11 protein-coding genes are annotated in these 12,183 nt (G+C 52.0%); 2 read left to right on the forward strand and 9 right to left on the reverse strand.

Translation table 11 applies throughout. From position 1 onward, the window contains the following. Window positions 1-4 precede the first annotated feature (4 nt). Window positions 5-793, forward strand: a complete 789-nt coding sequence (locus tag VSR74_RS12185) for a molybdopterin-dependent oxidoreductase (protein WP_347794981.1) — start codon at window positions 5-7, stop codon at window positions 791-793. A gap of 59 nt (window positions 794-852) precedes the next feature. Further along, entirely contained in the window at window positions 853-1,185 is a 333-nt protein-coding gene (locus VSR74_RS12190; RefSeq protein WP_347794982.1) for a pentapeptide MXKDX repeat protein, read from the forward strand. Between the two features lie 183 nt (window positions 1,186-1,368). On the opposite strand, the gene VSR74_RS12195 is transcribed toward VSR74_RS12190, so the two are convergent. The 9 genes from VSR74_RS12195 to VSR74_RS12235 all read right to left on the reverse strand — a co-directional run bounded on the left by VSR74_RS12195 (window position 1,369) and on the right by VSR74_RS12235 (window position 12,182). After that, complete coding sequence (locus tag VSR74_RS12195) at window positions 1,369-2,289, reverse strand: fimbrial protein (protein ID WP_347794983.1); 921 nt, start codon at window positions 2,287-2,289, stop codon at window positions 1,369-1,371. Between the two features lie 596 nt (window positions 2,290-2,885). Continuing rightward, the gene (locus VSR74_RS12200) at window positions 2,886-4,493 is read right to left on the reverse strand and encodes an FAD-NAD(P)-binding protein (protein ID WP_347794984.1); all 1,608 of its coding nucleotides are present in this window, start codon (window positions 4,491-4,493) and stop codon (window positions 2,886-2,888) included. A gap of 121 nt (window positions 4,494-4,614) precedes the next feature. Continuing rightward, a complete protein-coding gene (gene fhuE, locus VSR74_RS12205; RefSeq protein WP_347794985.1) occupies window positions 4,615-6,819 on the reverse strand; it encodes a ferric-rhodotorulic acid/ferric-coprogen receptor FhuE in 2,205 nt (734 codons plus the stop codon). Between the two features lie 535 nt (window positions 6,820-7,354). Then, a complete protein-coding gene (locus VSR74_RS12210) occupies window positions 7,355-7,807 on the reverse strand; it encodes a DUF1398 family protein (RefSeq protein ID WP_347794986.1) in 453 nt (150 codons plus the stop codon). 263 nt (window positions 7,808-8,070) lie between these two features. Continuing rightward, window positions 8,071-8,595: a 4'-phosphopantetheinyl transferase AcpT gene (gene acpT / locus VSR74_RS12215; RefSeq protein ID WP_347794987.1), complete on the reverse strand. Its 525-nt coding sequence runs from the start codon at window positions 8,593-8,595 to the stop codon at window positions 8,071-8,073. A gap of 2 nt (window positions 8,596-8,597) precedes the next feature. Then, window positions 8,598-9,827 carry a beta-ketoacyl-ACP synthase gene (locus VSR74_RS12220; RefSeq protein WP_347794988.1) on the reverse strand — a complete coding sequence of 410 codons (1,230 nt, stop codon included), beginning with the start codon at window positions 9,825-9,827 and terminating at the stop codon, window positions 8,598-8,600. Beyond that, window positions 9,824-10,555, reverse strand: coding sequence for a 3-ketoacyl-ACP reductase FabG2 (locus VSR74_RS12225; RefSeq protein ID WP_347794989.1), 732 nt, complete (start codon window positions 10,553-10,555; stop codon window positions 9,824-9,826). Before VSR74_RS12225 ends, VSR74_RS12220 begins: the two co-directional genes overlap by 4 nt. After that, window positions 10,552-11,028 carry an ApeP family dehydratase gene (locus VSR74_RS12230; protein WP_347794990.1) on the reverse strand — a complete coding sequence of 159 codons (477 nt, stop codon included), beginning with the start codon at window positions 11,026-11,028 and terminating at the stop codon, window positions 10,552-10,554. The genes VSR74_RS12225 and VSR74_RS12230 overlap by 4 nt, the downstream gene beginning before the upstream one ends. Next, window positions 11,025-12,182: a beta-ketoacyl-[acyl-carrier-protein] synthase family protein gene (locus VSR74_RS12235; protein WP_347794991.1), complete on the reverse strand. Its 1,158-nt coding sequence runs from the start codon at window positions 12,180-12,182 to the stop codon at window positions 11,025-11,027. The genes VSR74_RS12230 and VSR74_RS12235 overlap by 4 nt, the downstream gene beginning before the upstream one ends. Window position 12,183: the final 1 nt, after the last annotated feature.

Genomic DNA, 12,183 nt, shown 5'->3' on the forward strand with positions numbered 1-12,183 from the left:
CACCATGCCTGAGAATAAAAAAAAGATAACCCGGAACGATAAAAGCGACCTGTTACGCGAAGCCAGCCAATTGCTTGAGCGTCGGCTCTCCGGGGAAAGCCGCCGGCATTTCCTGAAGATGGGCTTGACGCTGGGAGGCATGGCGCTGCTTACCGGTTGTGACATCAGTGACAACAGCCAGGCGGAAGAGGTTCTTAATCGCATGTCGCGCGTTAACGATCGTCTACAGGGGTTGCTGTTTAGCCAAACCCAATTAGCGCCAGTTTATCAGGAGAGCCAGATCACCCGTCCATTCCCGTTCAACGCCTTTTATGGTGAGGATGAGATCCCCAAGGTTAATGGCGAGGATTACCAACTGGAGCTTGCCGGGTTGATACAGGACAAGCGTCCCTGGACATTACCTCAGTTGCATCATTTGCAGCAGGTCAGCCAAATCACCCGGCATATTTGTGTGGAAGGGTGGAGCGCCATCGGACGCTGGGATGGGGTTCCTTTTAAGCATTTTTTGCAGGCAATAGGTGCCGATCTCTTTGCGAAATACGTCAGTTTTAAATGTGCGGATGACTATTACACCAGCATCGATATGGCGACAGCCTTGCATCCACAGACGTTACTGGCGCTGGGATATGACGGCAACACGCTACCGCCGGAATATGGTTATCCCATGAAATTGCGCATACCCACAAAGCTTGGGTACAAGAATCCAAAACATATCAGGGTGATAGAGGTGACGAACCGCTTCCCTGGTGGGTACTGGGAGGACCAGGGTTACAACTGGTTCGGGGGCAGCTAACAGGCTGCCTGACAACTTTTACAAACAAACTATACAGACAATATGCAGGAGATAAATCCATGAAAAAACAACTCATCGCAGCAATTATCGGCACTATGTTCATGTCCGCGGGTTCTGCTTTTGCAGCGGATGCAATGTCACATGATGGCATGATGAAAAAAGACGCCATGCAACACGATGGCATGATGAAAAAAGACGCCATGCAACACGACGCCATGATGAAAAAAGACGCTATGAAACATGATGGCATGATGAAAAAAGATGAAATGAAACACGATGGCATGATGAAAAAAGATGCCATGAAGCATGACGGTATGATGAAAAAAGACGAAATGAAACACGACGCTATGATGAAAAAAGACGCCATGATGCAGAAAGACAATATGAAATAATTAAACGACGTTGAAATAGCGTTCTGCCACTGAAATTACGTCGAATGGCCTGGATTTGTGCGTCCAGGGGGCAGGCCAGGGATGACCTGCCTGACCTCTTTAACAGTTGCCGGAAAATCAGGCTGGATCAGTGGGATACCCCGTCGTCATTCCAGCCAGATTCATCACCCCGGGATTATTCCGTCAATCGTAGCCAAACATCAATTGAGCGGTCGCCACGACTGAACCGGTACTTAATGCCGAGGCATCGTAGACTTTGTAATACGCATAAAGATTAACGTTGAACGCCGATTCGACAGAGTCATTTTCCGCGATATCCAGCACGGTTGTGGCACCAAGTTTTGCTGTGCCTGTCGAAAAGGTGAGATCGCTCCCGGTGGTTGATGAACGAACGGACACGCCTACACCACCCGCTTCTGAGTCCTCATTCACCAGGATAGTGCCCGTGTCGGCGCTGTTCAGGATGTCATTGCTGGATAACCATGCTGTAATGTGTCGTGTCGACATCAAATCTCCCAGCGCATCGCGGCAGGAGATAGGCAAACGGAAATTGATACCCGGCGCCTCGCCATTTGCCGCCAGAATATCCACCGTTGTGGCTGGAAGTTTGACGGTGATGTCCTTGGTCATATTGCATGTGGTTTCTTCTGGCTCGAATTGCACACTCAACTTTTCATTCGCCATATAGCGGGCCGTTGACCACTTAGCCGTGTCATTCATCATATAATCCCAGACGTTTTCTGCATAAGTGGAACAACTCCAGACCAGGACACAATCATATTTAGAACTGGAATCACCGTCGCTCAGGATGGCGGGGTAGAGATTAATAGATCCATTCGTTGTCGTTTTTGTGTAATCGGAAACTCCGCTGGGGGCAGCATCTAACAACTCAAATGTAGTGGTATATTGAGTCTGGTAGTTACTCATACCATGCAAACCCGTAATCCCGGAAACGCTTGCTTTTGTATCCCCTGTGATTTGGTTAGTGACTTTAATCCAGTAATCATGTGCGCCATCGGTACTCGTGAAATTCATATAGACGGGTTTTCCGCCAAAAGCATCAAAAAAGTAGACTGTATCAAAAATACCGGTCGTACAGGTCATAGAACCTGACCAGCTTGTTGTATAAGATACGGTATATGTCGTTGATGTAGAAAATGCCGTTGAGAGGTTTAATGATTTATTAGACTGTTTAACGCTTCCCAATGTTATACCACATGATGCCATAGCAATTTGACTGCTTAGAAACATCAATATGATAAAAGAAAATGTCAGCGTAACTATTCGTCTGTACATAATATATCGAACTCTCATTTTAGTATATTGAGTGAAAACTAACTATTGCGTTAATTCGCTTTGACTTTAACAAATAGTTATCTGAAGATGTCGTTATTTAATCACAGGGAGGGAAATAGATAAAATAAAAGAATATAAAATAACCTAATGACAGGCTTTGGTGTTTAATTCCTGTTTTATGTGGTTTTATAGGTTTAAATGCTTTGTTTTGGCGTTTTTCCATGCGCAAAAAACCACCTTGCGGTGACTATTCCTTATTGGTGGTTTTGTGATGATGGTCATTTGGATGGTTTATCACGTTAAGTTTTACTATTTTTCTCTTTTTGTTTACACTCGTGCAACCTATTTGTGCGTAAAAAACATTCCGTCTGTTATATTAATATCACTCGCTATGCCCTCAGATTTTAATCCATCTGTACTCTCTTTTTTCTTTTTCCGGAGGCTTGTTGCATCACGCCTTTAGCCATTGCAGCGCCAATTTCTGCGCAAACCACCAACCCTTGTACAAATGGACGGTCATGCATCAGCCACGGGATCGCGCCAAGAGCGACACGGCCACGTATATTTTGGGGCTCCTGTAATGTGTAATCCTCGCCAATATCGGGGATTTCATCACTACACTTCAGCAATTGCTCACGCAGAGAAGGGAAGGGCAGATCTTTCGTTTTTAATGCTTTCTGTCCTCTGGCATCGATAAATATATCGAAGGCATAGTGAGTATCTTCAGTAATAATCGTTGTAAGATTATCCTGTACTTTCATTTCGTATTTTTGTCCCAGAGCCTGGAGGCGTATAATTCCTGCTTCACGCAATGCCAGAAGGCGGCGGATAGACTCGGAAGGGATTGCGGCGTAATTATCGATAAAAACGCGCGCTAATCCTGTTTTGAATCTTTTGCTATCCAGTTCATTCAGGTGGGGAACAATTTCCTCGACCACTTCATGTAGCCGCAGGACGGTATAACGCCAGGGCACTGTATGTTTCTCGCGTTTATTGCGTTCCGCTTCTTCAAGATTTTCCTGCGCCCAGTAAAACGGATCGTGCTTTTTCCTCTCGGCAAACCATACATCACCGAAAGTGTCGGCAGTCAGTGTATTTAGCCCTGTTTGCGCACTCCACTGCGGGTCTGCCTGTTCGAGTTCAGCGACAATAAGCTGGAATACCCGGTCAAGCAGGCCGTCACTGCCTTTGGCTATCTCATGCTCAATGGTATTTTCAGTCACTATTGCTAGTGGTTCATAGGGAAGAGGGCAGTAAAAATCGGCTTCGGGCAGAATACCGGTACGCGACATCAGGGTCAGCTCAAGCCCTTTGCTCTCCGGGTTGAGGGCGAAACGCACGCTTTTGCCGTCATGGGTAATAAATTTTCCGTGTTGAGAGACCACGGCCATTGCAGCATCAAGGCCGCTCAGCGAAGCGCCCATAATGCCTACCCGGCACGGCTTTATTTGGGCTGCCATCAGGCCTGTCCAGGGGCTGGGGAAGAAATCGCGCGGCGAGTCATCGTCTTCAGGCCAGAGATGACCGGTGGCGACAATCGCAAAGTCAAACAACTCAGGCTTCGTGTGGCCCTCCGTCCAAATCTGCACGCCGTTCTCCGGGATCTGTAAATCAATGACTTTACTGTTTTCCCGCACCGTTACCGTAAAACCTGCGCGTTCTGCTTTATCCACCAGCGCCAGAAAGCGGTCGCGATAATAATCACCGAGCATCACGCGAGGTAGAAATTGCCGCTCGTGCAGCGATTCACGCACAATATTAAAACGCGCCAGATAACTGTCGCTTTGCTTATGCAGCCACTCCAGATAGGTAATAAAAACAGGCGGGATCTCAATGCTGGCGATATTTGCCAGCATCAACGTCGCAGTATTCTCATCGTTGTAGGGCATGCCAACCCCCGCTTCTTTCTCCTGCTCATAAAGCGTTATGGCGAGCGGTTCACCACGTTCGATGAGTGAATAGAAGGTATAGATCCCTGTAGGCCCGACGCCGACAATTGCAATATTTTTCATGGTTATCCTGAGACAAAGACGCATAACGATAAGTTTGGTCGAATAACCGGATAGCGCCAAACCCGGCGGCAGGAAATCAGAAAAAAGAAGGACGGCACCTGGCCGGCGCCGTCCTGGATGATTAGAATGTGTAGTTTGCGCTGACCGAGAAGTTACGCGGTGCGCCATAGACGCCATAGGTGCCCAGATAATCGTAATACTCTTTGTCGAACAGGTTGTTCAGGTTAGCCTGCACGGCGAAGTTTTTCGTGACCTGGTAACGGCTGAAGAGATCAACCACCGCATAGCCACCCTGCTTAATACGTGTATCGCCGTTAGGGCCCGCAATATCCTGCCAGGTTTTGTTCTGCCAGCGCACACCGCCGCCGACAGCCAGTTCAGGCAGCATGGGTAACTGGTAGCGAGTGAACAACTTGGCGGTAGTACGCGGTTGCTCCGGGCTAACCGCTACGCCGTCGCCATCTTCGGCGATATAGCGGGATGCGCCGAAAGTGAGCTGCCAGCGGTCGGTCAGCGCGCCGTTGATCTCAAACTCCACGCCCTTGCTGACTGTACCATCTACGGATTTATACGCCGTCTGACCACCGGAGCCCGGAATGGTCTGCCCGGTAGAAACAGCGACTTTATCCTGCTCGGTACGGAATACCGCAAGCGTTGCCGTCAGGCGGGTGTTAAACCAGTCGCCTTTTACGCCCGCTTCATAGCTTTTGCCGGTGGTCGGGGCGAGGAACTCGCTATTGGCGTCGCGTTTGCTGGTCGGCTGGAAGATTGAGGTATAGCTGGCGTAGGCCGACCATTCATCATTGATGTCATAGACCAGACCTGCATAAGGGGTGACGTCGTCAAACTTACTGTTTCGTACCTCATCCGGTTTGCGTTCCAGGTTGTAATGGGCGCTCCATTCCGTCCAGCGCACTCCGAGGATCAGATTCAGTGGGTCAGCCAGTGAAATGCGGGTGGCGGTGTAGAGAGATTTCTGGCGAATAATATCGCGCTGGTACAGCGCCCAGTCAGACCACTCCGGGTAGGCGAGCTTACCGTCGTAGTTGTAGATATTGCCGACGTCCATCAGCCCGTAATTATCTGTCACCGGGTAGGAGTTATCATAGTTGCTGCGCTGTCGGCTGTAGCTGCCGCCGAACATTAGCTGATGCTGGCGACCAAACAGTTCATAGCCGCCGCGCACGAAGGCGTCGACGGAATCTTGCTTCCGCTCGCCGCGGTTCCATCCGCCCCATGCGCCTTGATACAGGTCGGCATTGTAGAGCCCGGTGGTTTTATCCGGGAAGCCGTCGATATACATCAGGCGGCTGTCAAAGTTGGTTTCCGCATGCATGGCGTTGATTTTCGCCTCCCAGCCGTTATCGAAACGCTGAGTCAGGTTGGCGAAAACGCGGGAGGTATCTTCACTGGAGTAGGCCCAGTCAGCCGCGGTGTTAAATTCCCGGCGGAAATCGGTGCGGCTGCCGTCGCTCCACAGGGAAGGGAAACCGCCCCAGGTTGGGCTGTCCTCGTCGCTCTCCTGGTAATCGTAAGCCAGTGAGAGCGTGGTGGAGTCGGTAATGTCCGCATCCACCACCGCGGTGATGAATTTTTTGCGGTAGTGGTTGCGCTCAAGCCAACTGTCGTTGTCCTGATAACCCGCAATCACGCGCCCGCGCACATCGCCGGACTCGCTCAGCGGCGCCTGTAGATCCAGTACATAGCGTTGTTTATCCCAGCTACCGTAAGTCGCGGAGGCAGAGCCCTTAAACTCACGGCTGTCGGCGTGTTTACGCACCATGTTAACGTATGCCGACGGATTACCAGTGCCACTCATCAAACCGGCTGCGCCGCGCACCACTTCGATACTCTCAAAAATTGCCGTATCACCCGCCGTATCGCCAAAATTCCAGCGATCGTCGAGGAACGTCGGCATATCGTCGAAGGCAAAGTTACTGACGAAGAACCCTCGTGAGAAGATATTGGTACGGTGGCTGTCGATGCGGGAAACGCTTACCCCGGTGGTGTTATCCAGTACTTCTTCAATCGAGTTGAGTTCCTGATCCTGCATACGCTGCTGGCTGACGACGCTGACTGACTGTGGAATATCGCGCTGTATCAGCAACATTTTAGTGCCAGTCGTTGTGGTTTTGACGCTGTAATCCTGCGCCTGGCCTTCATCGCCCGGCGCCGTATTTTCTTCCACCACAATAGTCTCATCGCTATCGGTGGTTGCGGCAGACGACAGCGCAGGCGCGAAAGCCATCGCAACAGAGAGGGCGAGCAAAGAAGGGGAGCAACTGAACGGGCGACGCGCTTCCCGGGTCTGATAAGTGAAAGACATGATAAACCCTTAAGTGTGTTAGCGGGGTTGCCCGACAGCAGTACATTGCCGCGCCGGGATTTGTATTTTTAAGTAACCCATCTGCATAAAAATGCGAATGAGAAATATACGCATTAGTGTTTTAGATGTAAATGGATGTAAGCGGATTTTATGAAACGGCGTTCAGATTTGCGGGAAGGGGGCGGAGAGTGATGCCGTAAGGGGATTTGCGAACCTTTGCACCGCGCATGAATGACGCAAAAACGTCATTCAGAAAGCAAACAGAAGTAAAGAATAAGAAAACGTAATTTTTATTACGTATATCTCACGATGTCATTATTAGTTTAGAATATCGTATGATGTATTTTTTATCAGATGATGGTTTATATTTTAAGGTGTCACCTGATGAAAAAAGGATGCTTTCGATGGAAATGAACCAGGGAGGTTCAATGAAAATGGTTTCGTTAATTACGCTGTCATGCGCGGGAGCCTGGCTTGTTTTGCATGGGCTCTGGATGTGGTTGCCAATACGATAATCAGATGGTGAATTATACGATCAGACGCGTTCTGGAGTATCCACGGTTATCTCTTCACAGAAAATGACTTTATCCGATAGCCCGACATATTTTCGCGTCATCTGTTTAATATCAACAATCCATTTATACACACCTGCATTGGCGACGCGCGTACAATACTCTTCGTAACCAATCTCGCCCGAAAAATGTCTGCGAGAGGCCTCGCGAATGAGTGCTTCATTCGCCCGCTGATTAACGCGCTTGACGCTGTATTCCCCTTCAATAATGCGAATGCCGCCGTCACTATCGACCAGGTTCACGTTTCCGGTTGAGACGAAATGAACGTAGAAAACGATATTCTGGTTCTCAAGTTCTTTGATCAAATCATGCAGCGTTATCTGCGTTCTGGCCTCAGAAAATAGAGTGCGTAAAATAATCAATGCCTCAATATAAATGATTGCGGAGGTTATAATAAAGCTAATTAAAGTTAGCACATGTAACCATCTTCTAACAGAGAGTCACTATACGGGCAAAGCGAATCCATAGACAATTAAAATTTGTGTTATCTGCGTCACAAAAAAAGACCAAGCTAAATTATATGTTTCCGCTTTGTTTATTTCATTCATATGGATGATGGAATATATCAACATCATTAATACATATGGTCGATTATTGATCTCATTCAGGCATGATATATCATCAATTATTATGATAATACTTTAGGGGTGTATTATTCATAAGAGTGATATTCACGTAATTATTTAATAGAAAAAATAAGATCCTCAGCGGAAAGTGGCGTTGGCGTGCACAATGCCAGAACCGTTTTTTCAGACAGTGGCATCTGCTGTAAAAACAGCGGCGCGGGTGTACAGCTATCAAATTCTGCTATCTGCCAGATTTCCGCGCCCGCTTGTTTGAGCATCGCCTCTTTGCGCGTCCATATCTGCCAGAATACGGTGAGCTTATCGTCCGCCAGCGTGAGTTGGGTCTGCTCGCCGGGGCTGAAAATAGCATCGGCAATGCGCTGTGTGTTTTTGCGTGGGCGCAGGGCTTCAATGTCACAGCCGACTTCACCTTCATCGCTCAGCAGCAGCACGATATCATCGCCGCTATGGCTGATGTTGAACCATAGCGGATACCCGGCGGTAAAGCCGGGTTTACCATATTTTCCATAGATAATCTCAGGCAGCGGAGTCGGGGAAAGCGCCTCTGCAAGCAGCGTCCGGCCTGCTGTTCTGGCGTTGCCGAAGGATGAAATCTTTCCCCAAATAAGGCGATACATGCTCAGGCCCAGCGCTTGATCACCAGCGAGGTGTTGATCCCGCCGAAGGCAAAGTTATTGCTTTGCAGGTATTCACAATCGATGTTGCGCGCCTCCCCCATGATGTAGTCCAGCGCGCCACAGGCTTCATCCGGCTGGGTGAGGTTGATGGTTGGGGCAAACCAGCCTTCGCGCATCATCTGTAAACTCATCCAGGCTTCCAGCGCGCCACAGGCTCCCAGCGTATGGCCAAAGTAGCTTTTCAGCGAGGAGATCGGTGTGCTATCACCGAAGATCGCCGCCGTCGCCTGGCTCTCGGCCAGATCGCCACGATCCGTTGCGGTACCGTGTGCGGAAATATAGCCAATCTCCTGCGCGCTAATTCCTGCTATCAGCAACGCCTGCTCCATGCAGATTTGCATTGTGTCACGCTGCGGCTGGGTAATATGAGCGGCGTCGCAGTTCGTGGCGAAGCCGACGATTTCACCGTAGATGGTGGCACCGCGTGCTTTGGCGTGCTCAAGTTCTTCTAAAATTAGCGTACCGGCCCCCTCGCCAATCACCAGCCCGTCACGCTTCTGGTCGAACGGTGCCGGTGTGGTTTTTGGCCAATCGTTACGCTGGCTGGTGGCGAAAAGAGTATCAAAAACGGCGGCTTCCGACGGGCAGAGTTCTTCCGCCCCACCGGCGACCATGACCGTTTGATATCCGTGGCGAATGGCTTCCCAGGCGTAGCCAATCGCCTGACTACCGGAAGTACAGGCGCTGGAGGTGGGAATAATGCGTCCGCGCAGGCCAAAGAACAGCCCGGTATTCACCGCCGTGGTGTGCGGCATCATCTGCACATAAGTGGTGCCAGTGATGTTGTTGGTGTGCTTTTCCGTCAGCATCGTGGCGAACTCGCTGACCGGCCCCGTGCTGCCGGTTGATGAACCATAAGCAATACCGGTCTGGCCGCTGGTCAGTACCGGGTCGTCAATCAGCCCGGCCTGCTCCAGCGCCAGCTCGGTTGCGCGGGTGGAAAGCCGCGAGACGCGCCCCATCGCGCGGATGCGCTTACGGGTGTAATGCGCGGGTAATGTGAAATGATCAATTGGCGCGCCCAGCAGCGTGTGCAGGCCGGAATAGACCTGCCACTCCGGCATGTGGCGTACTGCATTTTCATAACCCCGCAGGCCGCGTGAAACGTCCTGCCAGTTTTCACCGAAGGCGGTTACACCGCCCATGCCGGTGATGACGACACGACGTGTCATAACATGCCTCCGTTAATCGAAATCACCTGCCGGGTCACGTAGCCCGCGATATCAGACATTAAATAGCTCGCCAGTCCGGCAACTTCTTCGGCCTGACCCATGCGTTTCATGGGGATCATTGCCATCGCATCTTTGAGCGCGGCTTCTTCCATTGCAATCATGCCGGTGTCAATTAAACCCGGCGCGATGCAGTTGACGGTAATTTTGCGCTTCGCCAGTTCAATGGCCAGCGCTTTGGTGGCGCCGATAATGCCTGCTTTTGCCGCGCTGTAATTCACCTGGCCGCGATTGCCCATCACCCCGGATACGGACGAGAGCGTGATAATTCGGCCACCCCGGCGTGCGCCGATCATCGGCATGATGCACGGCTGAATGACGTTATAAAAACTATCGAGATTGGTGTGGATCACGCTATCCCAGTCATCGCCATTGAGCGCCGGAAATGCGCCGTCGCGGGTTATGCCCGCGTTGCTGACCACGCCGTACCACGCACCGTTTGCGTCCATATCCGCTTCCAGCACGGATAAGCACTGGGCGCGGTCGCCAACATCAAAGCAGAGTAAACGCCCCTGACCGCCGGCCTGTTCGATAGCCGCCAGCGTTTCACGGCCGCCGCGTTCATCGCGATGGTAGTGGACGCCAAGGGTAAAACCGTCGGCTGCCAGTTTCAGGGCGATGGCGCGGCCAATGCCTTTACTGGCGCCTGTGACCAGAACGGAACGGCTCATGCGTTTTCTCCCCGGTTAAACAGCGATGTTAACTCTTCAGATGTAGGTTGGAACGTATTCACCCGGCCCGTCGCCGCGGGCACGTTATCGATCAGAATGGCGCACTCGAAGCTGCCAAAGCGGCTATCCTGCATCAGCAGATGGGCCTGAATATCAAGCGTCGCGTTGGCAGGGAAGTCTCCCGCCTCGCACACCAGTTCGCGCGCGCCAAGCACCATGCCGAGTGTGCTTTGCTGTACCCCCTTGTTCTGACGATGCCAGCCAGACCAGACTCCAACGGTCTGCGCCATGAGCTCCAGCGCGTACCAGCCGGGCAGATTGCCCGATGCATCGAGAAAGGGCGCCAGTACGCCGGTTGGATCGACCGCCACCTGACATTGAACGTCGTCTGCGCTGACCGTCACCACGTTATCAAGCAGCAGCAGGGGAGCATCGTGGGGCAGATAATCCCCGGGCGGTGAATAGTGGCTCATGAGCATCGTCCTAACAAAATACTGGTGTTATTGCCGCCAAAGGCAAAAGAGTTCGAGAGGATCACCGGACGCGCCAGCGGCGCGGCGCGATGCAGCAGGCCGCAGGCAGGTAGCGTCTCATCGGGCGGCGTCTGGCTGAAATCCTGCGGCGGCAGTGGCAGATTATGCTGTAAAATCAGCATTGAGAGTGCGGCTTCGGTCACGCCTGCCGCGCCCAGCGTGTGGCCGGTCAGATGCTTGGTCGAGCTACAGGGAACGGCGTCGCCGAAGAGCTGGCTGACGACGCTTGCCTCAATTTTATCGTTAAGTGGCGTGGCGGTGCCGTGCAAATTGATGTAACCCACCGCCTGCGGCGCAATATTAGCTTCCTGTAGCGCCTGTTGAATCGCACGGGATGCCCCTTCCCCCTCCGGATGTGGGGCAGACATATGCCATGCATCGCTGGATTCGCCCACGCCAAGCAGGGCAATGGGGTGCGGCTCGCGCGTCAGCAGCAGTAACCCCGCGCCTTCGCCAATGGTAATTCCGCGACGATCGCGGCCAAAAGGCTGGCAGCGCGTTGGCGAAAGCGACTCCAGGCTGTGAAAACCATTCACCGGCATACGGCTAAGTGTATCGGCACCGCCGACAATCGCCACGTCAGCCATACCGGCTTCAATTAAGCGGCGTCCGCTGATAATGGCGCGGGCGCTTGATGAACAGGCTGTGGAAAGCGTAAATGCCGGGCCGTCGAGTTCCAGCCAGTGGCTGAGAAAACGCGACGGATCGCCGAGCTCCTGCTGTGCGTAATGCCACGATGTGTCCAGCGTCTGGCTGACATGCTTGTCGCCTTCATCCAGCCCGGAAGTGCTGGTGCCGAGTACCACGGCGATGCGGTCGCGGCCATACTGCTCGATAGCGCGATCAACCTGCGGCTGGATCTGCGCCAGCGCCGCCAGCAGGAGTTGATTGTTGCGGCTGCGATGGGCGGCAAAGGTATCCGGGATGCCCGGTAGTGTCCCATCGACACCAGCGAAGATCGCATCCGGCACCCCCTGAAGCCAGCCCGGACGCGGGCGCATTCCCGGCGCGATACCGCGTGTCAGATTCGCTGCGATCTCCGCGGTGTCGTTACCCAGCGCGTTAATCATGCCCACGGCAGAGATAAAAATCATA

It is taken from the genome of Pseudocitrobacter cyperus (assembly GCF_039889165.1).
Lineage (GTDB): Bacteria > Pseudomonadota > Gammaproteobacteria > Enterobacterales > Enterobacteriaceae > Pseudocitrobacter > Pseudocitrobacter cyperus.

Bases quoted from the DNA above. Each gene is read 5' to 3' on its own strand.
- VSR74_RS12185 (WP_347794981.1), top strand. From the start codon at position 5: ATGCCTGAGAATAAAAAAAAGATAACCCGGAACGATAAAAGCGACCTG.
- VSR74_RS12190 (WP_347794982.1), top strand. From the start codon at position 853: ATGAAAAAACAACTCATCGCAGCAATTATCGGCACTATGTTCATGTCC.
- VSR74_RS12195 (WP_347794983.1), bottom strand. From the start codon at position 2,289: ATGACCTGTACGACCGGTATTTTTGATACAGTCTACTTTTTTGATGCT.
- VSR74_RS12200 (WP_347794984.1), bottom strand. From the start codon at position 4,493: ATGAAAAATATTGCAATTGTCGGCGTCGGGCCTACAGGGATCTATACC.
- fhuE (WP_347794985.1), bottom strand. From the start codon at position 6,819: ATGTCTTTCACTTATCAGACCCGGGAAGCGCGTCGCCCGTTCAGTTGC.
- acpT (WP_347794987.1), bottom strand. From the start codon at position 8,595: ATGTATCGCCTTATTTGGGGAAAGATTTCATCCTTCGGCAACGCCAGA.
- VSR74_RS12220 (WP_347794988.1), bottom strand. From the start codon at position 9,827: ATGACACGTCGTGTCGTCATCACCGGCATGGGCGGTGTAACCGCCTTC.
- VSR74_RS12225 (WP_347794989.1), bottom strand. From the start codon at position 10,555: ATGAGCCGTTCCGTTCTGGTCACAGGCGCCAGTAAAGGCATTGGCCGC.
- VSR74_RS12230 (WP_347794990.1), bottom strand. From the start codon at position 11,028: ATGAGCCACTATTCACCGCCCGGGGATTATCTGCCCCACGATGCTCCC.
- VSR74_RS12235 (WP_347794991.1), bottom strand. From the start codon at position 12,182: ATGATTTTTATCTCTGCCGTGGGCATGATTAACGCGCTGGGTAACGAC.